Annotated in this window: 22 protein-coding genes; 11 read left to right on the plus strand and 11 right to left on the minus strand. The window is 69.0% G+C overall.

The window, feature by feature from the left end; all coding sequences use genetic code 11:
• Positions 1–4: 4 nt before the first annotated feature.
• Complete coding sequence (gene ppc / locus N4P33_RS08925; protein ID WP_260825770.1) at positions 5–2737, minus strand: phosphoenolpyruvate carboxylase; 2733 nt, start codon at positions 2735–2737, stop codon at positions 5–7.
• A gap of 290 nt (positions 2738–3027) precedes the next feature.
• Here ppc and N4P33_RS08930 point away from each other — a divergent pair, with 290 nt between their 5' ends.
• From N4P33_RS08930 to N4P33_RS08940, 3 genes are read left to right on the plus strand one after another with little or no spacing between them, the layout of a single operon-like run.
• Positions 3028–4041 (plus strand): fatty acid desaturase, encoded by a 1014-nt coding sequence (locus N4P33_RS08930; protein ID WP_260825771.1) that lies wholly within the window; start codon positions 3028–3030, stop codon positions 4039–4041.
• Positions 4038–4715 carry a TetR/AcrR family transcriptional regulator gene (locus N4P33_RS08935; RefSeq protein ID WP_260825772.1) on the plus strand — a complete coding sequence of 226 codons (678 nt, stop codon included), beginning with the start codon at positions 4038–4040 and terminating at the stop codon, positions 4713–4715. The genes N4P33_RS08930 and N4P33_RS08935 overlap by 4 nt, the downstream gene beginning before the upstream one ends.
• A 40-nt stretch (positions 4716–4755) precedes the next feature.
• Positions 4756–5181 (plus strand): hypothetical protein, encoded by a 426-nt coding sequence (locus N4P33_RS08940; protein ID WP_260825773.1) that lies wholly within the window; start codon positions 4756–4758, stop codon positions 5179–5181.
• Positions 5182–5342: 161 nt separating this feature from the next.
• On the opposite strand, the gene N4P33_RS08945 is transcribed toward N4P33_RS08940, so the two are convergent.
• Positions 5343–6158, minus strand: coding sequence for a trans-aconitate 2-methyltransferase (locus tag N4P33_RS08945; protein ID WP_260825774.1), 816 nt, complete (start codon positions 6156–6158; stop codon positions 5343–5345).
• 117 nt (positions 6159–6275) lie between these two features.
• Here N4P33_RS08945 and tamR point away from each other — a divergent pair, with 117 nt between their 5' ends.
• Positions 6276–6773 (plus strand): MarR family transcriptional regulator TamR, encoded by a 498-nt coding sequence (tamR, locus tag N4P33_RS08950; protein ID WP_260825775.1) that lies wholly within the window; start codon positions 6276–6278, stop codon positions 6771–6773.
• On the opposite strand, the gene N4P33_RS08955 is transcribed toward tamR, so the two are convergent.
• Complete coding sequence (locus tag N4P33_RS08955) at positions 6732–7499, minus strand: response regulator transcription factor (RefSeq protein ID WP_260825776.1); 768 nt, start codon at positions 7497–7499, stop codon at positions 6732–6734. The two genes, tamR and N4P33_RS08955, sit on opposite strands and share 42 nt — an antisense overlap.
• A gap of 145 nt (positions 7500–7644) precedes the next feature.
• Between N4P33_RS08955 and N4P33_RS08960 the strand changes: the two genes are divergently transcribed.
• Positions 7645–8088 carry an N-acetyltransferase gene (locus N4P33_RS08960; protein ID WP_260825777.1) on the plus strand — a complete coding sequence of 148 codons (444 nt, stop codon included), beginning with the start codon at positions 7645–7647 and terminating at the stop codon, positions 8086–8088.
• A gap of 40 nt (positions 8089–8128) precedes the next feature.
• Here N4P33_RS08960 and N4P33_RS08965 read toward each other — a convergent pair whose 3' ends face one another.
• Positions 8129–8764, minus strand: a complete 636-nt coding sequence (locus tag N4P33_RS08965) for a hypothetical protein (protein WP_260825778.1) — start codon at positions 8762–8764, stop codon at positions 8129–8131.
• A 220-nt stretch (positions 8765–8984) separates the two neighbouring features.
• Between N4P33_RS08965 and N4P33_RS08970 the strand changes: the two genes are divergently transcribed.
• The 4 genes from N4P33_RS08970 to N4P33_RS08985 are packed head-to-tail and all read left to right on the plus strand — an operon-like array spanning position 8985 to position 12407.
• Positions 8985–9284 (plus strand): hypothetical protein, encoded by a 300-nt coding sequence (locus N4P33_RS08970; RefSeq protein ID WP_260825779.1) that lies wholly within the window; start codon positions 8985–8987, stop codon positions 9282–9284.
• Entirely contained in the window at positions 9281–10483 is a 1203-nt protein-coding gene (locus tag N4P33_RS08975; RefSeq protein ID WP_260825780.1) for a putative T7SS-secreted protein, read from the plus strand. The genes N4P33_RS08970 and N4P33_RS08975 overlap by 4 nt, the downstream gene beginning before the upstream one ends.
• On the plus strand, positions 10480–11136 hold the full coding sequence (locus N4P33_RS08980) for a hypothetical protein (protein ID WP_260825781.1): 657 nt from the start codon (positions 10480–10482) through the stop codon (positions 11134–11136). Before N4P33_RS08975 ends, N4P33_RS08980 begins: the two co-directional genes overlap by 4 nt.
• A complete protein-coding gene (locus N4P33_RS08985) occupies positions 11133–12407 on the plus strand; it encodes a hypothetical protein (protein ID WP_260825782.1) in 1275 nt (424 codons plus the stop codon). The genes N4P33_RS08980 and N4P33_RS08985 overlap by 4 nt, the downstream gene beginning before the upstream one ends.
• 13 nt (positions 12408–12420) lie before the next feature.
• On the opposite strand, the gene N4P33_RS08990 is transcribed toward N4P33_RS08985, so the two are convergent.
• From N4P33_RS08990 to galT, 5 genes are all read right to left on the minus strand, one after another.
• Positions 12421–13446, minus strand: coding sequence for a hypothetical protein (locus N4P33_RS08990; protein WP_260825783.1), 1026 nt, complete (start codon positions 13444–13446; stop codon positions 12421–12423).
• Positions 13434–14090 (minus strand): hypothetical protein, encoded by a 657-nt coding sequence (locus N4P33_RS08995; protein ID WP_260825784.1) that lies wholly within the window; start codon positions 14088–14090, stop codon positions 13434–13436. The genes N4P33_RS08990 and N4P33_RS08995 overlap by 13 nt, the downstream gene beginning before the upstream one ends.
• An 89-nt stretch (positions 14091–14179) precedes the next feature.
• The gene (gene galK / locus N4P33_RS09000) at positions 14180–15331 is read right to left on the minus strand and encodes a galactokinase (RefSeq protein ID WP_260825785.1); all 1152 of its coding nucleotides are present in this window, start codon (positions 15329–15331) and stop codon (positions 14180–14182) included.
• A gap of 21 nt (positions 15332–15352) precedes the next feature.
• Positions 15353–16315 carry a UDP-glucose 4-epimerase GalE gene (gene galE, locus N4P33_RS09005; RefSeq protein WP_260825786.1) on the minus strand — a complete coding sequence of 321 codons (963 nt, stop codon included), beginning with the start codon at positions 16313–16315 and terminating at the stop codon, positions 15353–15355.
• Positions 16312–17373 carry a galactose-1-phosphate uridylyltransferase gene (galT, locus tag N4P33_RS09010; RefSeq protein ID WP_260825787.1) on the minus strand — a complete coding sequence of 354 codons (1062 nt, stop codon included), beginning with the start codon at positions 17371–17373 and terminating at the stop codon, positions 16312–16314. The genes galE and galT overlap by 4 nt, the downstream gene beginning before the upstream one ends.
• A 175-nt stretch (positions 17374–17548) precedes the next feature.
• Here galT and N4P33_RS09015 point away from each other — a divergent pair, with 175 nt between their 5' ends.
• Positions 17549–19240 carry a sodium:solute symporter family protein gene (locus N4P33_RS09015; protein ID WP_260825788.1) on the plus strand — a complete coding sequence of 564 codons (1692 nt, stop codon included), beginning with the start codon at positions 17549–17551 and terminating at the stop codon, positions 19238–19240.
• 21 nt (positions 19241–19261) lie between these two features.
• Positions 19262–19576 (plus strand): hypothetical protein, encoded by a 315-nt coding sequence (locus N4P33_RS09020; RefSeq protein WP_260825789.1) that lies wholly within the window; start codon positions 19262–19264, stop codon positions 19574–19576.
• A gap of 193 nt (positions 19577–19769) precedes the next feature.
• Here the strand turns inward: N4P33_RS09020 and N4P33_RS09025 are convergent, their stop codons facing one another.
• A complete protein-coding gene (locus N4P33_RS09025) occupies positions 19770–20210 on the minus strand; it encodes an SRPBCC family protein (RefSeq protein ID WP_260825790.1) in 441 nt (146 codons plus the stop codon).
• A gap of 148 nt (positions 20211–20358) precedes the next feature.
• Entirely contained in the window at positions 20359–21156 is a 798-nt protein-coding gene (locus N4P33_RS09030; protein ID WP_260825791.1) for a metallophosphoesterase, read from the minus strand.
• Between the last annotated feature and the right edge of the window lie 207 nt (positions 21157–21363).

Genomic DNA, 21363 nt, shown 5'->3' on the forward strand with positions numbered 1-21363 from the left:
TCGGTCAGCCGGTGTTGCGGAGGCCCGCCGCCACACCGTTGACGGTGAGCAGCAGGGCGCGGGAGAGCAGCGGGTCGGGGTCCTCGCCGGCGGCCTTGGCGTCGCGCTGGCGCTTGAGGAGCGCCACCTGGAGGTAGGAGATGGGGTCCAGGTAGGCGTCGCGGATGGCGAAGGTCTGCTTCAGGACGGGCTGGGCGTCGAGCAGTTCCTTCTCGCCGGTGACGCGCAGCACCTCGGCGACGGTGAGCTCGTGTTCGGCCTTGATGGTGTCGAAGACGTGCTTGAGCTCGTCGGGGACGAGGGTGTCGACGTAGTGCTGGGCGATGCGCAGGTCGGTCTTGGCGAGGGTCATCTCGACGTTGGAGATGAAGTTGCGGAAGAAGTGCCACTGCTCGTGCATCTCGTCGAGCACGGTGTCGAGGCCGGCCTCGCGCAGCGCCTTGAGTCCGGAGCCGACGCCGAACCAGCCGGGGACGATCTGCCGGGACTGGGTCCAGCCGAACACCCAGGGGATGGCGCGCAGGCCGTCGAGCGAGACGCCCGAGCCGGGGCGGCGGGCGGGCCGGGAGCCGAGGTGGAGGTCGGCGAGCTGGTCGACGGGGGTGGAGGCGAGGAAGTAGGACGGCAGGTCCGGGTCCTCGACGAGCCTGCGGTACGCGGTGTGGGCGGCGTCGGAGACGACGTCCATGGCGGCGTCCCAGCGGGCGAGGGCCTCGTCGGACTGGCGGGGCGCGGTGTGCAGGGCGGAGGCCTGCAGGGTCGCGGCGACCGTCAGTTCCAGGTTCTCCCTGGCCAGGGCGGGGATGAGGTACTTGTCGGAGATGACCTCGCCCTGTTCGGTGACCTTGATCTCGCCTTCGAGGGTGCCCCAGGGCTGGGCGAGGATCGCGTCGTGTGTGGGGCCGCCGCCGCGGCCGACGGTGCCGCCGCGGCCGTGGAAGAGGCGCAGGCGTACGCCGTACCGGTGCGCCACGTCGCGCAGGCGGCGCTGGGCGCGGTGGATCTCCCACTGGCTGGTGGTGATGCCGCCGAACTTGGAGGAGTCGGAGTAGCCGAGCATGACCTCCTGGACGTCGCCCCGCAGCGCGACCAGGCGCCGGTAGGACGGGTCGGAGAGCATGTCCTCCAGGATCGTGTCGGCGGCCTTGAGCTCGTCCGTCGTCTCCAGCAGCGGCACGATGCCGATCTTCGCCCAGCCGGCGTGCAGGTCGATCAGCCCGGCCTCGCGGGCGAGGACGGCGGCGGCGAAGACGTCGTCGGCGCCCTGGCACATGGAGATGATGTACGACTCGATGACCTCGGGTCCGAAGACCTCCAGGGCCCGCTTGACGGTCTGGAACACGCCGAGGGTCTTCTCGCCGGCCGCGTCGACGGGCGCCGGGGTCGGCGCGAGGGGGCGGCGGGACCTGAGCTCCTTGGCGAGGAGCTTGGTGCGGTAGTCGCGGGGCATGTCCGCGTAGCGCCAGGATTCCTCGCCGAGCCGGTCGAAGAGCTGGCCGAGGGCGTGGTGGTGGGCGTCGGCGTGTTCGCGGACGTCCATGGTGGCGAGCTGGAGGCCGAAGGCGGCCAGGGTGCGGATGGTGCGTGCGAGGCGGCCGTCGGCGAAGAGGCCGCCGCGGTGCTCCCGGAGCGAGGTCTGGATGATCCGCAGGTCGGCGAGGAGTTCGCCGGTGCCGAGGTAGTCGCGGCCGGCCTCGTGGGGGGTGCCCTTGGCGAGGCGGAGCTTGGTGTTCTCCAGCTTCTGGCGGATGCAGGTGGCCTTGAGCCGGTAGGGCTCCTCGGCGTTGAGGCGCTTGTAGCGGGGGCTGATCTCGGGGAGGTTGTCGAGGTCGGCCTGGAGGGAGGCCAGCAGTTCCTCGGTGGCGCCCGCGTAGCGGATGGAGTTGGACAGCAGGCCGCGCAGCTCGTCGATCATCTCCAGGGCGTCGTTGATGCCGTGCTCGTGCTGGAGGATGAGGACGTCCCAGGTCACCTGGGGGGTGACGTTGGGGTTGCCGTCGCGGTCGCCGCCGATCCAGGTGCCGAAGGTGAGGGGCCGGGTGTCGTCGGGGAGCTTGACGCCGACGCGCTCCAGTTCGGCGGTGAGGTCCTCCAGGACGTCGCCGACGGCGTTCGCGTGCAGCTCGTCGAGGTAGTAGATGGCGTTGCGGGCCTCGTCGGCGGGTTCGGGGCGGACGACGCGCAGCTCGTCGGTCTGCCAGACGAGGTCGATGTTCTCGGCGAGCCGGGTGTCCAGGCGGCGCCGGTCGGAGGCGATGACCGGGGTGTCGAGGAGGGCGGCGATGCGGCGGAGCTTGTTGAGGACGGAGCGCCGGGCGGCCTCGGTGGGGTGGGCGGTGAAGACGGGCCGGACGTTGAGGTTCTGCACGGTCTGGCGCAGGTGCTCGGGGTCGGCGTCCTTGAGGCGGTCGGCGGTGCGGGACAGCAGTCCGCCCTCGGCGGCCCGGCGGGCGCGCAGTTCGCGGCCGCGGTGCACCTGCTCGGTGACGTTGGCCAGGTGGAAGTAGGTGGAGAAGGCGCGGACCAGCTTGGCGGCGGTCTCCAGTTCGGTGCCGCGCAGCAGCTCGGCGGCGGCCTCGCCGTCCTCCCGGGTGAGGCGGCGTACCTTCTCGACGAGGTCGAGCAGCTCCGGGCCCTCCTGCCGGACGAGGGTCTCCCCGAGGAGGTCACCCAGTCGGCGGATGTCGGCACGCAGCTCGGTGCTCGTCGTGGTGGTCTGGTCGTCGGCACTGCTCACAGGTGCGGCTCCTTGCAGTGTTGAAGCTCGTCTGGGAGGGGTACCCGGACGGCGTCTCGCGCGGCGGGGGCCGCATACGGGCCGGGGCGTCCGGGAAGTATTCCGAGCGGACCGCGCTGTCCGACCGACTCCCAGGATAGGTGTCGGCCGGGACGCGCAGGCTCACGGGCTCTTGCCGCCGGGCGACGCACTGCCATACTTACGAAGCCGTAGGTTACGGAACCGTAGGAACTCCGCTCGGTACCGGCAGCCCGGCACCCCCGTTTCCGCATACCCCACAGGGGACACGCATGACCTCAAGTTCCGATGTGATCGAAGAAGCTCCGAAGACATCCCCGTCCGACGCCGACGCGACCTCCGCCACGCTGGGCGGGGAGCGCAAGGGTTCCCTCGAGCAGCTCACGCTGCTGCTCTTCATCATCGTCCCGTTCCTGGCGCTGGTGGCGGCCGTGCCGCTGGCGTGGGGCTGGGGGGTGAGCTGGCTGGACCTCGGTCTGCTGGTGTTCTTCTACTTCCTCGGGTGCCACGGCATCACCATCGGTTTCCACCGTCACTTCACGCACGGCTCGTTCAAGGCCAAGCGCCCGCTGAAGATCGCGCTGGCGATCGCGGGCTCGATGGCGGTCGAGGGGCCGCTGGTGCGCTGGGTGGCCGATCACCGCAAGCATCACAAGTTCTCCGACGCCGAGGGCGACCCGCATTCGCCGTGGCGGTACGGGGAGACGGTTCCGGCGCTGATGAAGGGCCTGTGGTGGGCGCACGTCGGCTGGATGTTCGACGAGGAGCAGACGCCGCAGGAGAAGTACGCGCCGGATCTGATCAAGGACCCGGCGATGCGGGCGATCTCCCGCCAGTTCGTGTTGTGGACGGCGGTCTCGCTGGCGCTGCCGGCGGTGATCGGCGGTCTGGCCACCTGGTCGTGGTGGGGCGCGTTCACCGGCTTCTTCTGGGGCTCGCTCGTGCGGGTGGCGCTGCTGCACCACGTGACGTGGTCGATCAACTCGATCTGTCACGCGGTGGGCAAGCGGCCGTTCAAGTCGCGGGACCGCTCGGGCAATGTGTGGTGGCTGGCGATCCTGTCCTGCGGCGAGTCCTGGCACAACCTGCATCACGCCGATCCGACGTCGGCGCGGCACGGTGTGGAGCGCTGGCAGCTGGATTCCTCGGCCCGCCTGATCCGCTGGTTCGAGCAGTTGGGCTGGGCGTACGACGTGCGCTGGCCGTCACGCTCGCGTATCGATTCGCGCCGTAACACCGCCGAGGACGGCTCCCGGCGCCGGAAGGAGACCGTCGAGGCGGCATGATGGTCGCCGTGGCGACCGACTCCAGCAGCACCCCGAGCAATGACAAGCCGCGGCGCACGCGCCGGACCCGGATGACGGGAGCGGAGCGCCGCCAGCAGCTGCTGGAGATCGGCCGCACCCTCTTCGCGGCGAAGGGTTTCGAGGGCACGTCGGTGGAGGAGATCGCGGCGAAGGCCGGGGTCTCCAAACCGGTGGTGTACGAGCACTTCGGCGGCAAGGAGGGGCTGTACGCGGTGGTGGTGGACCGTGAGATGCGGCGCCTGCTGGACATGGTGACCAGCTCGCTGACCGCCGGCCACCCCCGCGAACTGTGCGAGCAGGCGGCGTTCGCGCTGCTCGACTACATCGAGGAGTACACGGACGGTTTCCGCATCCTCGTCCGCGACTCCCCCATCCCCCAGTCGACGGGCTCCTTCGCCTCGCTGATCTCGGACATCGCGACGCAGGTGGAGGACATCCTGGGCCGCGAGTTCAAGTCCCGCGGCTTCGACCCCAAGCTGGCACCCCTCTACGCCCAGGCCCTGGTCGGCATGGTCGCCCTGACGGGCCAGTGGTGGCTGGACGTCCGCAAACCGAAGAAGGCGGAGGTCGCGGCCCACCTGGTGAACCTGGCCTGGCACGGCCTGGACGGCCTGGAACCGAAACCGCGTTTGATCGGTCACCGGAAGAGCTGAGACCGGGGTCCGTGGGACGCCGGTGTGGAACGCTGCGGGCATGACCGACGCGACCGGCACGCCCGATGCGGCCGACATGATTGACCTGGCCGGCATGCCCGACCCGGCTGGCATGCCCGACCCGACTGGCACGACCAGTCGGCCTCGCCCGACTCGCACGGCCGACCCGATGGGCATGACTCGCACGGCCGGCCCGGCGAGGAGAATCCCTGTCGTGGAGGCCGCGGCCCGGCTCGACGCCCTGGTCCGCGACGTGGCCCGGACCCGGGAGTCCGTCGCGCTCACCCACGAGGGGCGCGTCGCCGCGTTCCTCGTCTCACCCCAGGTGCTGGAGGACCTCGAGGACGACCTCGCCGTCGCCGGCTACCTGCGGCGCAAGGCCGAGGGAACGCTCGGCGAGGGCATTCCGCATGAGGAGGTCCGGCGCCTGCTGAGGCTTCCCGCCTCCCCTGATCACGCGTCCTGAACGGGCTCCAGGAAGTCCGGGCGGCTGCCTACCGCCGCCACGGGCGGCGAGGTCGGATGGTTTGGGGATCTCGGTCATGCCGAGGACGCCGGCGTCGTACGCACGCAGGAGACCCTCGCTCCCGGGAGGCGCCGCGAGCTGGGCGTGATCGACGGCGGTGTTCATGTCGCGCTCCCGGTGTGCGTGCGGGCGACGGCGAAGACGCGGCGGAACGGGAACGCCGTGCCGTGGGGGCCTGGCGGGTATGCGGTGCGCAGAGCGGCCCGGTACTCGGCGATGAACGCGTCCCGCGTCTCGGGATCGTCGGCGAGGGCGGTGAGGACGGGGCGCAGGCCCGTACCCTTGACCCAGTCGAGGACCGGGTCCTCGCCCGGCAGCAGGTGGACGTACGTGGTCTCCCAGACGTCGGCCGTGCAGCCGAGGCCGGTGAGGCGGGTCAGGTAGGCGCCCGGGGTGAGGACGGCGTCCTCGTGGCGCAGGGTGCCAGCGAGGCCGTGGCGGTGGGCGAGTTCGCGCATCAGGGTGTGGCTGGGGGCGTCGAAGTTGCCTGGGACCTGGAAGGCGAAGGTGCCGCCGGGGGCCAGCCCGGCGATCCAGTCGGCGAAGCGTTCCGCGTGCCCCGGGACCCACTGCAGGGTGGCGTTGCTGACGATCAGGTCGTACGGCTCCTCGGGCGTCCAGGTACGGACGTCGGCGTGGGCGAAGTCGAGGCGGCCGCCGCCCGCCGTGGGGCCCGCGTGGTCGACGTGGGCCTTGTCGAGCATCTCGGGTGAGTTGTCGTAGCCGGTGATGCGGGCGGTGGGCCAGCGTTCGGCGAGCAGGGCGGTGACATTGCCCGCGCCGCAGCCGAGGTCGGCGATGCGCGGGGAGCGCGCGGCCGGTTCGGGGACGCGGGCGAGGAGGTCGGTGAAGGGCCGGGTGCGGGGCCCGGCGTGACGCAGATACTGGGCGGGATCCCAGGTGGGGGTGACGGGCATAGGGCCTCCCGGTGGGTGCGGACGGACGCGTACCCACCCTGCGCCCCACATTTCCTCGACGTCAAGAGACTCGACGTCAAGAGACTTCACATCGACACAACCACTACACTGATCGCCATGGAGGACGAGGTCGATCGGCTGGTCGCAGCGTGGCGCCGGGAGCGCCCGGACCTCGACGTGGAACCGCTCGAGGTGCTCAGCCGGGTCAGCAGACTCGCCCGGCATCTGGACCGGGCCCGCAGGCTCGCCTTCGCCGAGCACGGGCTCGAGCCCTGGGAGTTCGACGTACTGACCGCGCTGCGCCGCGCGGGCTCCCCGTACCAGCTCTCGCCGGGACAGCTGCTCACCCAGACGCTGGTCACCTCCGGCACGATGACCAACCGTATCGACCGCCTCGCCAAGAAGGGCCTGGTGGAGCGGCTGCCCGACCCCAGCGACCGGCGCGGTGTGCTGGTCCGGCTCACCGACGAGGGACGCGACCGCGCCGACCAGTCGCTGGCCGGGCTGCTCGACCAGGAGCGGGCGATCCTCGCGGAGCTCTCCCGCGCGCAGCGCAGCGAACTCGCCGCCCTGCTACGCCAGCTGACCGCCCCGTTCGACAACATCCCCGGATAGGTCGACGGGCCCGACCCCCGCGCGGCGGGCGAGGGCGACGGCGGCGAGCGTGGAGTGCACGCCGAGCTTGCCCAGCACGTTCTGCATATGCGTGCGCACGGTGTGCGGGGACAGATACAGCCGCTCGGCGACGGCCTTGCGGCCCAGCCCGGCCACCATGCAGCGCAGCACTTCCCGTTCGCGCGGGGTGAGGGACTCCACCAGCCGCTCGCTCTCGGTGCGGTGCTTGCGGGCGGCGGTCAGTTCGCGCAGGACGCCGGTGAGCAGGGCGGGCGGGAGATGCGTCTCGTCGCGCAGGACGCCCCGGATGACGGTGAGCAGCCTGTTCAGCGAGCAGTCCTTGGCCACCCAGCCGGAGGCCCCGGCCTGCAGGGCGAGGGCCGCCCGCCGGGGGTCGTCCTTCTCGGCGAGGACGACGATCCGTACCTGCGGCTGCGCCGAGCGGACCCCGGCGACCAGCGCCATCCCGTCGACGAGGCCGTCCTCGTCGCCGTCCTGCACGGGCGCCGCCGGACGGCCGTCGGGCACCTTGCCGCCCAGATCGGCGTCGACGAGCATGACGTCGAAACGCCGCCCCTCGGCGGCGCCCCGCTCCAGACAGCGCAGCGCGGCCGGGCCGCTGCCGGCCGCGGCCACCTCGACATCGGGCTCCGCGGCCAGTGCCGCGGCCAGTGACTCGGCGAAGATGCGATGGTCGTCGACGACCAGGACTCGGATGCGAACCACGAAACCCCCTTCCCCGAGCTCTGCCACAGAGCAGGGGATCGCCCACCGGCCCCCACCGGCGCTGTTTCATCAGGGTACGGGCGGGGGCCGGGAGCGGAAGGTTATTTGCAGAACTGGCGGTCCTGGCCCGTTTATGGTGAGCCGCATGTTTCGTCTGGAGACAGAAGTCGACAAGGCCCGACGTGATCTGCTCCGCAGGCGTCTGCGGGACACCAACACGGCGGCCTCCCCCGTCCTGCGCGCCCTGCGCGGCACCCCCGACGAACGCGAGTCCCCTTTGCACGTGTGGGCCTCGGACCCCTCCGGCAACCTCGCGGGCGGCCTGGTCGGCCACACCTGGACGACCTGGCTCCACGTCACCTACCTGTGGGTCGACGCCCCCCACCGCGGCAAGGGCCTCGGCACCCGCCTCCTGACCACCGCGGAACACCTCGCGTCCACCGAACGCGCCTGCACAGCATCCCGCCTGGAAACCTGGGACTTCCAGGCCCCGGCCTTCTACAGGAAACAGGGCTACGAGGTCGTCTGCGAAATCCCCGACTATCCCCCGGGCATCACGGAGTACACACTGACGAAACGACTGGGATGAGCCGGGCGCAGCCGAGGATTCAGTCCATCAACCGCTGAGTTCAGGACTGTGCCGACTGCTCCTGCACCAACCGGACGCCCGCCCCTGACAGAGCCGCGGCCACGGCACGCAACCGCAGCCTGGAAGTGCGCAGTTCCAGGGCGTGCCCGTCACGCGTGTAGAGGTCGACAGACGCCGTTCTCGGAGCGGTCGCGAGGACGGCGCCGAGGACGTCGTCGAGAGGAAGCTCGAGGGATGCCCCGTCGGCGCTCCGGAGTTGCAGGCAACCCTCCCTGATCACCAGTACACCCTCCCGCGCCGGCGCGGCATCCCAGCGGGAGACCTCCGTTTCACCACCGGCATGGAAGCCGAAGGCCACAGCATGCGTGCTCTCCGCAGGACCGAAGTCCGCCGCGCGGTGCACGCGGCGCACCGTGGAGCGCGCCCGCTGCAGGTCGATCAGCCTGACGACCAGTGGGGCGCTCGCCACGGCGGCTGCAAGGGCCGCGAGAACGCCGACGACGAGGAGGTCATCCGGCCGCACCACGAAACAGAAGACAGCCACCGCCAGGGGGACGGCCGTGCACACTCCGTAGAACGCGAACACGCTGCCGGCAGGGCGGACAGTCAATCCTGGTTCGTCGGAGAGCAGTCTGGCCCGCCGGCCACGCCGGATCTCCTCGGTCATCTGGATCATCACCGATCCGCTCCTCTGCGCGACGATCTGCTGGCATCGATACAACCTGACCCGATGCGTTCACTGACGCACCGCCCCGGGTGCGCCGTCATCATGCTCGGAGCAGGTTGAGCACCGCAAGACAGACCGTCCACGCAATGCCCTAGCATGCACCTTTGCTCGTGATTCTGCCGGCCCTGGCGCACTTCTGTGACCGACGTCGACAAAGATGGGGGATCTTGTGAGTGATCTGTATATCGATAGTGAAATGCTGCAACGCGTCCGAGAGAACCTGGCACACATCGGGACTCTTCTGGACAAGCCATCCAGAGCAATGGACCGCGTAGACAGCAAAGCGATGGGGGCGTCGGAGCTCGAAAAGCGCATGGATTCGTTCGGCGACGAATGGAAGTACGGAATCGATCAGCTGAAAAAATTCTCCAAGAGCGCAGTGAAGGCTCTGGACAAGATTGAAAAAGCTTTCGGCGGCCTGGATGCAGAACTGGCGAAGGCCCTCCGTGAGGCGGCGCAGAAGAAGTGACCTATCCGACAGTCGACGACTTCCCGGTCCTGGGCTTCGTTCCCTGCCCCGGCGACCACGCTACGCTCCAGGAAGTAGTGAAACTCGTCAAACACACAGCCGAAGCGCTGAGCGAGATCGATCTCGTTCTGCGGGGCGCGGCGAAGGGGGAATGGCGAGGCAAGGCCGCCACGGCCTTCCGTGAGCTGCTGGCAGATGACTTCCGCCCGAAGGTGCACGACGCCTATATGTCGTTCGACCTGGCGAAAAGGGCGCTCACCGACTGGTCCGAGTACATGCAGTCTCACCAGAAGCGGGCACGTGATCTGGAGCGTGAGGCAGCCGAGGCGCAGAGGGCTCAGGAGAAGGAGAAGTCGTCGGACGGCGAGGGAAAGCCGACGACCGGAAAGCAGTCACCAGCCAAAGGCGAAGACGATCCCGTCGAGAACGTCAGACGACGTGCCCGCACTCTCCATCAGCAGTATGAGGAAGAAGGCCGTCGCATCGCCTCCCGCCTGAAGAAGGCGAGCGACATCGCACCCAATGAGCCTGGCGCCTGGGACAAGCTCACGGACGCTGTCGGCGATGCGCTGAAAACAATCGCGTGGGCCATCACGAACCCCACGGAAATGCTGGCAAAGATCGCGCCGCTGCTCAAGGTGATCGGCGACATCGCCGGATTTATTAGCCCCATTCTCGGACTGATGGCTCTCGTGCCGGGCTTGCAGTGGCTGGCCGGAATCTCACTCGTACTCGGGGCAGTCGCACTTGTCTCGCATTACCTCTCAGCCGTTGGAAAGACGGGCAGCTTCCTCAAAGCACTGACCGACAAGGACGTCATTCTCGATGCAGTAGGGCTGGCCGTCGGCATCGGCGCTTTGAAGGTGGGCGCGAAGGTCATGGCACAGGCTCGCGCTGCCGGCGCTGTGAGAACAGTCCCGCAGCACACACTGGGGCTGGCCAACCTACGGGGTGCATCTCGGCTCGGCATCAACGCCACGGAGGAAATGCCGATGGGTTATTTCCAGCTCGGGCGGGATCTCTCGTACAACATGACCGGCAGTGACATGGCATGGCGTGGCGCCCAGTACTTCACCACGTGGACCGGCCACACCATTACAGCGATGGGCACGGACGGGCTGATCGAGACCGGCAACGTTTTGTTCACGGGTGCAACCTTCGGTCCGCTTGTCGATCGCTCTCCGGGGGACGGCTCATGATGGATGCCCAGCCACTGGGACGAGTGAATCTGTTCGTACCGAAGGACTGGTTCGACCTGTTGTCCGACGGCATGAACAGGGAGGCGACTCGGAGCCGGTGCGCCGACATCGTGCGACGGACCTATCCGACTGTGCCCGGCCATCGGCAGGACCAGTTCGTCGACGCCCTGATGGAGTGGCACACCACGTTGCTGACCAGCGGCGTGCTGCTCTACGGCATCGTCTCGGCTCCCTTGCCCGAGGAACCGGAAACCGCCGTCAACTGGCAAGTCATGGCCGGCGTGATCGACGTACCCAACCTCTCGGCCGATGTCGACCTGGGTGCGCTGCTCAGCCAAGCCTATGGCGCTCGGATGGAAGGACCGTCCTATCAGGAGTCCTTCACCACCGACATGGGCATCGGGTTCGGCTTCATCTCCCAGCCGGTCGTCGGCCCCAGAGACGGCAGTGACTCGTCCGGGGCCACGATTGGGTTGGTGGGCGCCCTCTCCTGCCCTCCCGGAGGCCGACAAGGACTTCTCGTGATCGGAATCAGCCTGACACCGGAGCACGTATGGGAGCTCGCCGGGCTGGTCTCTGCCATCGCAGGACGATCTACGTTCGAAGAGCCCCCTCTGGACTCCGTCGCAGTGTCACGGGAACCGGATCAATGACGAACACATCACCCCATCCGACGCCTTCGCCCCTTCCCTCGTTCGACAACAAAGGTGCGCTGCTACGTGAACGCGCCGAGGTTCTCGCCAAGCTGATCAAAGCCGACCTGTCCCGTCCGCGCGCTCTGCTGTCGCTGCTCTGCGGACTGCTCGTCGCTCTCGCCGCCGGTGTCGTAGTGGGCCTGCTCGTCGGCGCGGTGACGGATGTGGCCTGGTCTCCGTCGCTGTCCACGCTTGTGCTGGCTGTGGCCATCGTGATCGGTGGGGGTGCGGTGCCCCTGCTGGGGTTGCTGCGCATGCGCGCACAAGGCAGAAGTCGGTGGGCCCTGATCAAGCAGTGGGCGGTCGTCGACCGGTGGCCAGAGGCCCGGTTGCTGCCGGCGTCGGGAGACGAGCCACCGGACGATGCGCACCTGCTCGAGCGATACGGCACGGGACTGACTCCCCACCTGAGATGGATCACCGCTGCCGCCACGTGCCTGCTGAGCGCGATCCTCGCCGTCGCCATAGCCGTGGTGGAAGGGATCACGCGATCGGCGCCCGCCGGGTTCTGTGCCGGACTGGCCGTGCTGGGGGCCTACGCGGGCAGCGTGGTGAAGAAGATGGGAACAAGGAGCGCCTGGTTCCACGACGAGAGGGCGATCCGCCGACTTCCGGAGGAGCGCCAGCGGCGCCAGAGGGCGCTCTGCGAACAGAGTACCGATGTCGTCGAGTCCGTCCCGTCCAGAATCCTCCCCCTTGAACTCACCTGGTGCGCCCTCCCCTTGGCCGGAGTCAGCACCGCGTACCTCACCAATGATCCGGACGACGCCACTGGTTATGTCGTCGCCGCGATCGCCTCACTGGCCGTACTGATGCTGGGCGTTCTGCTCGTCCTCGGGGCACGGACGCGGGAGAAGCGGCGACTTGCCGTCGTGTTCCGGAGGGTGTCCGAACGGCACCCGGGGCTGCGGGTCGTGGCGGTCCGGCACGGCCTGCAGCCCGAGAACCCGGTAGCGACCGAGGGCCTGGCAAGCTGGGACTTCAGTCCTGCGCGCGTGGCAGCTCTCGCCCTCGACCGCGACGTCCTCACGCTGCACGGTACGAACGACGCCCGGCTGACACTGCCCGTCGGGGAGCTTCTCGGGGCGGTGGTCATCCAGACTCTGCGGCACAGTGTCGAACTCCATCACCGGAACGGCCAAGCCCTCTTGCTGCGCTCCCCCGACCCGCGGTCCGTCGTCGAAGTCCTACGAGCGGCCGGCCTGAAGGTCGTCAGGGTCGCGGCTTAGCCATCCACCGCTTTCAGCGGTTGACGGACTGGATCTCCTGGACCGGGACGTCGACGGTGGTGGCGAAGGTGCCGTTCGGCAGGTCGCCGCCGGTGCCGCCGCTGCCTTCCCAGGTGATCTCCCAGGTCAGGGTTGCCTTGAGGGGGTAGGAGTCGCCGGCGGACGACCGTAGGTAGGACACACCGCACGGCGGTGTCTTGTCCGCCCTTCCTTTGGCGTACGGCTCGCCGATCGAACCGTCGGCGTTGATCCGGCACTCGCCCGACGCGGGGAAGGTCTGCGCGTCCTCGGTGCCGGGGTCGATGTGCAGGCTCACCGGCTTGGCGGTCGTGGTCGCCCACAGGCCGGTGCCGGGCAGGGTGGCCGTGGCGGAGACGGGCTTGAAGGCCGCCTTGTCGAGCCAGATCCACGTCGGCAGGTTCACCGTCGACCTGCCGTCCGGGGCGGTGGAGATCTCCGTCTCGGGGACGATGGTCCGCTGGTAGGCGAGTCCGGCGAGGGTCTCGGTGTCGATGGCCTGGGGGACGTCCGGGTTCTCGCCATTGTTCACCCAGAAGGGGTCACGGTTACACGTCTCGGCCGCGGGGTCGCCCTTCATCTCCGGGTTCTTGACCGCCACCCACCACATGCCCTTGTCGTTCTTGTCGGCGTTGAAGTCCTTGTAGGGGTGGCCCTTCTGGTAGCGCGCCTTGTCGTCGGCGATGCCCTCGGGCTCTCCCCCGGCGGACTCGTAGATCGACCACTGGGCTTCCATGAAGGTCTTGAAGTCCTCGGCCTTCCAGTACGGCTCGTACCAGCAGGCCGGTGGGTCCCAGTCCACCGAGGTGGAGGTGATCGGGCCGCCGTCGTCCGACTTCGACTGCCCATCGACCCGGAATTCGACGCGGGACTCCAGGAGCGGGCCCGAGGTGCCTCCGGACGGCTTCGCCTGCTGGGCGCCTGCCTCGCTGAAATCTCCGGCCATGGCCTGCTGCGTACCGATGCCGCAGACGACGGCGGTGAGGGCCGCCACCGCCAGGCCGCGCGTCAGGCGCGGCACTTCTGAGACCCCCGCTCCTCGTAGAGATCCCGGATCTGCCAGACGCCGTCCTCGTTCTTCTTCACGGCGGTGTTGTAGTAGACGTAGCTGTTCGACGAGGTCTTCGTCCTCTGCAGCTTGTTCGTCTTGCGGTCCTTCAGGTCAGCCTTGCTCTCGTCCACGCAGTACGTCACGGCCGCCGACGTCTTGCTGAACACCGTGACCTTGCGGTCGTAGTAGCGCAGCGTGCCCGCCCAGCTGGTGTTCTTGGCGATGTTGTTCTTGGCGTAGTCATAGACGCCCATCAGCGCGACGTCGGTGTAGTAGAAGGCCATTCCGGACTTCTTCAGATCGCCGTACGCCATGGCCTGCCACACCGTACTGACAGCCCGTTCGTTGTCTGCCAGGATCGCGTCCTTCTGGGCGTCGCCCGTCTCGCGGTCCTCGAAGACCAGCTTCATGTCGTCCGGAAGCCTGACCTCCGGACGGTCGATGCCGTCCGCCGGAGCCGGCGCCGAGGGCGAAGGCGAGGCCGACTTGCCCGTGTCGGCGCCGGCGATCTTGTCGGAGGAGGAGTCGTCACCCCCTCCCGAGCCGCAGGCGGTGAGCAGCAGGGCCGCGGTTGCGGTGAGCGCGGCTGCGGTGAGCCGGGCAGGGGGAAGCACGTCTACTCCAGTTGAGGTGGGGGGAACAACTCAAGTGGATCAACGTTATCGCGGTGACGGCCCGCTCCCGTCCCCCGCCCGGCCGCCGCTCAGACCAGCCGCCGCGCCCCCGGGGACGGTACCGCCTCGAAGACGCGGGGGGCCGTGAAGCCTGCCGTGGCGAATGCCTCCTCCACCGACTTGGTGAGGGCCGGGACGTCGGACTCCTCGGCCAGGACGATCGCCGAGCCGCCGAAGCCGCCGCCGGTCATGCGGGCGCCGAGGGCGCCGGAGGCCATGGCCGTGTCGACGACCAGGTCCAGTTCGGGGCAGGAGATGCGGAAGTCGTCGCGCAGAGAGGCGTGACCCTCGACCAGGATCGGGCCGATGGCTCGGGGGTTGCCCGACTCCAGGAGGGACACCACACGCTCCACGCGCTCGTCCTCCGTCACCACGTGGCGGACCAGGCGGCGGACCTCCTCCTCGTCGCCCAGCCGCGCCAGCGCCGCGTCCAGGTCCGCGTACGGGATGTCGCGCAGGGCGTCGACGCCCAGCAGGGCCGCGCCCTTCTCGCAGCCGGCGCGGCGCTTGCCGTACTCGCCCTCGCTGTGGCTGTGCTTGACCTGCGTGTCGACGACGAGCAGGCGCAGGCCCTCGGCCGCCAGGTCGAAGGGGATCTGACGCTGGGACAGGTCGCGGGTGTCGAGGAACAGGGCGTGCCCGGCCTCGCAGCAGGCCGAGGCCGTCTGGTCCATGATGCCGACGGGCGCGCCGACGTAGACGTTCTCCGCGCGCTGGCACAGCCGGGCCAGCTGCCAGCCGCGCAGGCCGAGGGAGAACAGGTCGTTCAGGGCCAGGGCCACGACCACCTCCAGGGCGGCCGAGGAGGACAGGCCCGCGCCCGCAGGGACCGTGGAGGACAGGTGGATGTCCGCGCCGGTCACCGCGTGGCCGGCCTCGCGCAGCGCCCACACCACGCCCGCCGGGTACGCGGTCCAGTTCCGGTCCGACTCGGGGGCGAGGGCGTCCGCGGTCAGCTCCACGACCGGGCCGTCCACGTCCGCCGAGTGCAGGCGCAGGACGCCGTCGTCGCGTCGCGCGACCGCGGCGACCGCGGTGTGCGGCAGCGCGAACGGCATGACGAAGCCGTCGTTGTAGTCGGTGTGCTCGCCGATGAGGTTGACGCGGCCCGGCGCCGCCCACACCCCCTGCGGCGCGGTGCCGTACAGCTGCTCGAACCGCGCTGCGACCGTCTCGCTCATGCCCTGCCCCTTCATGACGTCCTACTTGGCGCGCTGCTGCGCGAACTCCCACGCGTCCGCGACGATCCCGGCGATGTCCGCGCGGGACGGATTCCAGCCCAGCTTCTCGCGGGCGGTGTCGGCCGAGGCGACCAGGACCGCGGGGTCGCCGCCCCGGCGCGGTGCCACGACCTCGGGGATCGGGTGGCCCGTGACCTGACGGACCGTCTCGATGACCTCGCGGACGGAGAAGCCGTTGCCGTTGCCGAGGTTGCAGATCAGGTGCTCGCCGGGCGCCGCGGCCTTCAGGGCCAGCAGGTGCGCCTCGGCCAGGTCGGCGACGTGGATGTAGTCGCGGACGCAGGTGCCGTCGGGCGTCGGGTAGTCGTCGCCGTAGACGGAGATGGCGTCCCGCCTGCCCTGCGCGACCTGGAGGACGAGCGGGATCAGGTGGGACTCGGGGTCGTGCCGCTCGCCGTAGGCGCCGTACGCGCCCGCGACGTTGAAGTAGCGCAGGGAGACCGCGCCCAGGCCGTGGGCGGCCGCCTCGCCGGTGATCATGTGGTCGACGGCCAGCTTGGAGGCGCCGTAGGGGTTGGTGGGGGCGGTCGGGGCGGACTCGACGATCGGGACCTCGGTGGGCTCGCCGTAGGTCGCGGCCGTGGAGGAGAACACCAGCCTGCGCACGCCCGCCTCGCGCATCGCGCCGAGCAGGGCCAGGGTGCCGGTGACGTTGTTGTCCCAGTACTTCTCGGGCTTCACGACGGACTCGCCGACCTGGGAGAAGGCGGCGAAGTGCAGGACGCCGTCGTAGGAGGAGTCCAGCCATTTGGCGGCGTCGCGGATGTCGCCCTCGACGAAGGCCGCGCCCGCGGGGACGCCCTCGCGGAAGCCCGTGGAGAGGTTGTCGAGGACGACGACCTCGTGCCCTGCCTCCAGCAGGTGCTGGGCGACCACGCTGCCGACGTATCCCGCACCACCCGTGACCAGGTACTTCCCGCTCATGAACTCGCTACCTCCCGCAGTCGTTCGGCCGCGCGCTCCGGCGGCACGTCGTTGATGAACACGTTCATGCCGGACTCGGAACCCGCGAGGAACTTCAGCTTGCCGGAAGTGCGGCGGACGGTGAAAAGCTCGAGGTGCAACGCGAAGTCGTCCCGCGTGACGCCGTCGAACTCCTCCAGCGCGCCGAACGGCGCCTGGTGCCAGGCGGCGATGTAGGGCGTGGGAGGCTCACCGGCCCCGAAGATCCGGTCGAAGCGCCTCAACAGTTCCAGATAGACCTGGGGAAACTCTGTGCGCGCCGCCTCGTCGAGGCCGAGCAGATCGGGCACGCGGCGCTTGGGGTACAGGTGGACCTCGTACGGCCAGTGCGCCGCGTACGGCACGAAGGCCGCCCAGTGTTCACCCTCCAGGACGACCCGCTCCTCGCCGAGCTCCCGCTCCAGGACGGCGTCGAAGAGGTTCTCCCCTCCCGTCGCCTCCTTGTGCGCGGCCACTTGGCGCAGCATCAGGGCGGTGCGGGGGGTGGTGAAGGGGTAGGCGTAGATCTGCCCGTGCGGGTGCTGGAGCGTGACGCCGATCTCGGCGCCCCGGTTCTCGAAGCAGAACACCTGTTCCACAGCAGGCAGATGCGACAGCTCCGAGGTCCGGTCCGTCCACGCGTCCAGCACCAGCCGGGCCTGCTGTTCGCTCAGGTCGGCGAAGGAGGCGTCGTGGTCGGAGGTGAAGCACACGACCTCGCAGCGGCCGGAGTCACCGGCCAGCGAGGGGAAGCGGTTCTCGAAGACGACGACGTCGTACGACGAGTCCGGGATCTCGCTGAGCCGCTCGCCCTCGGAGGGGCACAGGGGGCATTCGTCGGCGGGCGGGTGGTACGTACGGCCCTGCCGGTGGGAGGCGATGGCGACGCTGTCCCCCAGCAGCGGATCGCGGCGGATCTCCGAGGTGGTGACGGTGGCGTCCAGCGGGCGGCGGTCGAGGGCGTCGCGGACGGTGTCGTCGCTGAGGTCGTAGTAGACGAGCTCGCGACCGTCGGCCAGTCGGGTCGAGGTCTTCTTCACGCCGGACGCTCCATTCGAGCCACACTCATCCAACAGAACTCAACACACTCAAACATACCTCCCCCCACCCGTCAACATCACAATCCAACAAAGCCCATCAACAAAAGTGTTCAATTACTGAACGCGGAGGCGTAGGTTCCGCGAGGTATCGGTTCGCGCAACGAAGCGAGTACTCATGCACACCCCCACAGATGTCCCACTCCAGCTGGCGGCCGAGCTGCGGCTGCCGACCAACTGGCTCGACTACACGATCCTCGGGATCTACTTCGTCGTGGTCCTCGGCATCGGCTTCGCCGCCCGCGCCTCGGTGAAGACCAGCCTCGACTTCTTCCTCTCCGGCCGCTCGCTGCCCGCCTGGGTCACGGGTCTGGCGTTCATCGCCGCCAACCTGGGCGCCACCGAGATCCTCGGCATGGCCGCGAACAGCGCGCAGTACGGCGTCTACACCACCCACTGGTACTGGATCGGCGCCATCCCGGCGATGGTCTTCCTGGGCCTGGTGATGATGCCGTTCTACTACGGCTCCAAGGTCCGCTCGGTCCCCGAGTTCCTGCTGCTGCGCTTCGACAAGGCGGCGCACCTGCTCAGCTCGGTCCTCTTCGCCTTCGCCGCCATCCTCATCGCCGGCGTCAACCTCTACGCCCTCGCGATCGTCGTCGAGGCCCTGCTCGGCTGGCCGGAGTGGGTGGCGATCGTCGTCGCCGGCTTCTTCGTCCTCGCCTACATCACCCTCGGCGGCCTGTCCTCCGCGATCTACAACGAGGTGCTGCAGTTCTTCGTGATCCTCGCGGCCCTCATCCCGATCACGGTGCTGGGCCTGCGGAGCGTGGGCGGCTGGGACGGCCTGTCGGACAAGCTCACGGAGACGAAGGGCGCCGACTTCATGACCGCCTGGGGCGGCACCGGCATCGGCAACGACAACCCGCTCGGCGCCAACTGGCTGACCATCGTCCTCGGCCTCGGCTTCGTCCTCTCCTTCGGCTACTGGACGACCAACTTCGCCGAGGTGCAGCGCGCCCTGTCCGCGAAGAACCTCTCCGCCGCCCAGCGCACCCCGCTCATCGCCGCGTTCCCAAAGATCTTCATCGTGTTCCTGGTGATGATCCCGGGCCTGGTCGTGGCCGCGCTGATCCCGCAGTTCGGCACGCCGGAGTCGGGCTACCAGTACAACGACGCCATCCCGTACCTCATGCAGCAACTGCTGCCGAACGGCGTCCTGGGCATCGCCGTGACCGGCCTGCTCGCCGCGTTCATGGCGGGCATGGCGGCGAACGTCTCCTCGTTCAACACGGTGTTCACCACCGACATCTGGGCGAAGTACGTCGTCAAGCACCGCGAGGACGCGTACTACGTGAAGTTCGGCCGCCTCATCACCGCGATCGGCGTCCTCGCCTCCATCGGCACGGCGTTCCTGGCGTCGTCCTTCTCGAACATCATGAGCTACCTGCAGACGCTGTTCTCCTTCTTCAACGTGCCGATGTTCGTGGTCTTCATCATCGGCATGTTCTGGAAGCGGGCGTCGATGAAATCGGGCTTCTGGGGCCTGATCGCGGGCACCACGGCCGCGATGGTGAACTACTTCTGGATCTACAAGCAGGGCATCGTCGACATCCCCTCCGACCAGGGAGCCAACTTCGTCTCCGCGATCGCGGGCTTCGTGGCGGGCGCAGTCGTCATGATCGCGGTCACCCTCTTCACCGCCCCGAAGCCGATCGACGAACTCCAGGGCCTGGTCTACGGGACCACCTCGCCCGGCATGGCGGAGCCGCCCGCGCCGGGTGACGAGGCCTGGTACCGCAAGCCGGCGCTGCTCGGCTGGGGCGCGGTGATTCTGGCTGCCGCCTGCTACATCCCCTTCTCGTTCTGATCGCGGGAGAATGGAAAGACCATGTCCGAACACTTCTCCGAGCGGGAGCTCCAGCGGGAGATCACCGAACTGGAGACCAAGTCCACGACCGCGGCACGCCTGTTCGACATCCGTCGCATCATCGGTGGCCTGTTCGTCGTGTACGGCGTCATCGTCACGATCGCGGGCTTCACGGCGTCCGACGCGGACATCGACAAGGCGGAGGGCGTCAACATCAACCTGTGGACCGGCATCGGCATGCTGATCCTGGGCGCACTGTTCCTCCTCTGGCTGAAGCTGCGCCCCACGGCTCCACCACCGCCGGATGCCCTGCCGGACGAGGCTGAGCACCAGTGAATCGCCGCCCGGCGTAGAGGCTGACCGGGGGGGTGTCGCTCACCCGCGCTGGCGGGGTGCCGCTGCGCCCACCCGTGCCGCCCCAGCGGCACGACTGCCCGCAGCTAGGTACGGCGACTGGGAGCGCGCGTGACTGCACCCACCCAGGGGCGCGGGGAACTGCGCGATCAGCCCCCACGCACCCGCAGACGAACTACTTGCCCGACTCCACCCGCTTCTTCAGCCCCGCCAGTGCCCGGTCGATGATGACCTTCTCCGCCTTGCGCTTGATCATCCCCAGCATCGGGATCTTCACGTCCACCGTCAGCTGGTACGTGACCTCCGTAGAGCCCCCACCCGTCGGCTTCAAGATGTACGACCCGTCGAGCGCCCGCAGCATCTGGGACTTCACCAGCGTCCAGGACACCTCGTGCTCCCCGGTCCACGTGTACGCCAGCGTCTGGTCGTCCTTGATCGCGCCGGCGTCCATGACGAGGCGTACCTGCTCGGCGCGGCCCTGGCCGTCCGTCTTGAGGACCTCCGCCTCCTTCACCTCACCGGTCCAGTCCGGGTACCGGGCGAAGTCGGCGATCACCCCCATGACATCGGCCGGTGCCGCCTCGATCGTGATGCTCGAACTGGTGTGTTCCGCCATCGCCGTGGCTCCTCCGGATGCGGGCCGGTACTCGGATTTCATGGATCGCCGTGCGCGACCTGCACGCGCACGTCGGTGCAGCGTGAAGGCTACCGCGCACCGGTCCGGCCGAACTCACCCGACCTGGGACATCGCGTCATCCCTCGCCTCACCACTCCAGCGCCCAGGGCCGTCCGCTCCCCGCGAAGTGCCCCACATTGACGCACTCGGTCGCCCCGATCCGCATGCGCCGCACCAGCGGCTGGTGCACATGCCCGAAGAGGGCGTACCGAGGACGGGTCCGGCGAATCGCGTCCAGCAGCGCCCGGCTCCCCCGCTCGAAACGGCGCGCCACCGTGTCGTAGACCAGCTCGGGAACCTCCGGAGGAATGTGCGTGCACAGCACGTCGACCTCGCCGACCGCCTCGATCTTCGCCGCGTACTCCTCGTCGCTGATCTCGTACGGCGTCCGCATCGGCGTGCGCAGCCCGCCGCCGACGAAGCCGAAGGTCCAGCCGCCGATCTCGACGCGCTCGCCGTCGAGGACGGTGGTGCCGGGTCCGGCGTACTCCGGCCACAGGGGCGGCATGTCGACATTGCCGTAGGTGGCGTACGTCGGCGTGGGGAACGCGGCGAACAGCTCGGCGTACTGTTTGCGCACCGCCTTCTCGATGGCCGCCGCCCTGTCCATGCCGATGCCGGCCCACAGGCCCCGCCCGAACTCCCGCGCCTCCTCGAAGCGGCGGGCGGTGCGCAGCTCCACGATGCGGTCGGCGTTCTCGACGCCGAACAGGTCGGGGAAGATGCCGCGCGAGTGGTCGGCGTAGTCGAGGAAGAGCACCAGGTCGCCCAGGCAGATCAGGGCGTCGGCGCCCTCGCCGGCCCGGGCGAGGTCACGGGCGTTGCCGTGCACGTCGCTGACCACATGGACACGCGTCCGGCGGTTCCCGGCTGGAGTGGATGCCATGGAAATGCAGAGTACTTGTGAACAGTGAGCGCCCGGACCTGCGGTTACTGGCTCGTCGGGAGCGGGGTGGACTACTGTGCGCAAGGGAGAACCAACCTGTGTGACGCAGCGAACATCTCGCCGGGCCCCCCTGTCGTAGAAGCCATACCGGCGGGTAACGTCCGGGCAGTCCAGTCGTGCTCGGGATTTCAACTTCTGAAACTCGCG

Source organism: Streptomyces sp. 15-116A, from assembly GCF_025290915.1.
Classification (GTDB): domain Bacteria; phylum Actinomycetota; class Actinomycetes; order Streptomycetales; family Streptomycetaceae; genus Streptomyces.

Bases quoted from the DNA above. Each gene is read 5' to 3' on its own strand.
- N4P33_RS08930 (WP_260825771.1), top strand. From the start codon at position 3,028: ATGACCTCAAGTTCCGATGTGATCGAAGAAGCTCCGAAGACATCCCCG.
- N4P33_RS08935 (WP_260825772.1), top strand. From the start codon at position 4,038: ATGATGGTCGCCGTGGCGACCGACTCCAGCAGCACCCCGAGCAATGAC.
- N4P33_RS08940 (WP_260825773.1), top strand. From the start codon at position 4,756: ATGACCGACGCGACCGGCACGCCCGATGCGGCCGACATGATTGACCTG.
- N4P33_RS08945 (WP_260825774.1), bottom strand. From the start codon at position 6,158: ATGCCCGTCACCCCCACCTGGGATCCCGCCCAGTATCTGCGTCACGCC.
- tamR (WP_260825775.1), top strand. From the start codon at position 6,276: ATGGAGGACGAGGTCGATCGGCTGGTCGCAGCGTGGCGCCGGGAGCGC.
- N4P33_RS08960 (WP_260825777.1), top strand. From the start codon at position 7,645: ATGTTTCGTCTGGAGACAGAAGTCGACAAGGCCCGACGTGATCTGCTC.
- N4P33_RS08965 (WP_260825778.1), bottom strand. From the start codon at position 8,764: ATGATCCAGATGACCGAGGAGATCCGGCGTGGCCGGCGGGCCAGACTG.
- N4P33_RS08980 (WP_260825781.1), top strand. From the start codon at position 10,480: ATGATGGATGCCCAGCCACTGGGACGAGTGAATCTGTTCGTACCGAAG.
- N4P33_RS08985 (WP_260825782.1), top strand. From the start codon at position 11,133: ATGACGAACACATCACCCCATCCGACGCCTTCGCCCCTTCCCTCGTTC.
- galK (WP_260825785.1), bottom strand. From the start codon at position 15,331: ATGAGCGAGACGGTCGCAGCGCGGTTCGAGCAGCTGTACGGCACCGCG.
- galE (WP_260825786.1), bottom strand. From the start codon at position 16,315: ATGAGCGGGAAGTACCTGGTCACGGGTGGTGCGGGATACGTCGGCAGC.
- N4P33_RS09015 (WP_260825788.1), top strand. From the start codon at position 17,549: ATGCACACCCCCACAGATGTCCCACTCCAGCTGGCGGCCGAGCTGCGG.
- N4P33_RS09020 (WP_260825789.1), top strand. From the start codon at position 19,262: ATGTCCGAACACTTCTCCGAGCGGGAGCTCCAGCGGGAGATCACCGAA.
- N4P33_RS09025 (WP_260825790.1), bottom strand. From the start codon at position 20,210: ATGGCGGAACACACCAGTTCGAGCATCACGATCGAGGCGGCACCGGCC.
- N4P33_RS09030 (WP_260825791.1), bottom strand. From the start codon at position 21,156: ATGGCATCCACTCCAGCCGGGAACCGCCGGACGCGTGTCCATGTGGTC.